The following is a 524-nucleotide window of genomic DNA, read 5'->3' as shown; positions in this document are numbered from 1 at the left end:
CAACGGATGTCGATTCGGGTGACACTGCGGCCTACACAACTACTGCAAATGTCGCTGGATTTACACTCAACTCAAATGGTACATACAGCTTTGACCCAAGCAATGCAGCTTACAATGGTTTAGCAAAAGACGACACGCAAACCATCACCATCCCAGTTACTGTGACAGATGGCAGTGGTGGGACCGACACCCAGAATTTGGTAATCACGCTGACAGGCACCAACGATAATCCGGTGCTCAACCATATTCAAGCACAGAGTGCGGCTGAAGATGGCAGTGTGATCTCTGGCAACATTACCTCAACTGATGCCGATGCCCATGAAACGGCCACCTACACCGCACCGACCATAGACGGTTTTACGCTAAATGCCGACGGGTCGTACACCTTTGATCCCAGTCACAGCGCCTATCAACACTTGGCCGCAGGTACAGACCAAACTGTCACCATTCCGATTACGGTGACCGACCAAGACGGTGGTACTGACACGCAGAATCTCGTTATTACGGTTCATGGTAAAGACGAT

At 50.6% G+C, this 524-nt stretch carries 1 protein-coding gene; it reads left to right on the top strand.

Annotated elements, in window-relative coordinates:
• The coding region (locus tag A3738_RS11075; protein WP_156504212.1) for a VCBS domain-containing protein at positions 1-524 on the top strand (524 nt) is incomplete at both ends.

The organism is Oleiphilus sp. HI0066 (assembly GCF_001635725.1).
Note: the sequence above shows the minus strand (reverse complement) of the source record. Positions and strands in the feature narration are given on the sequence as shown.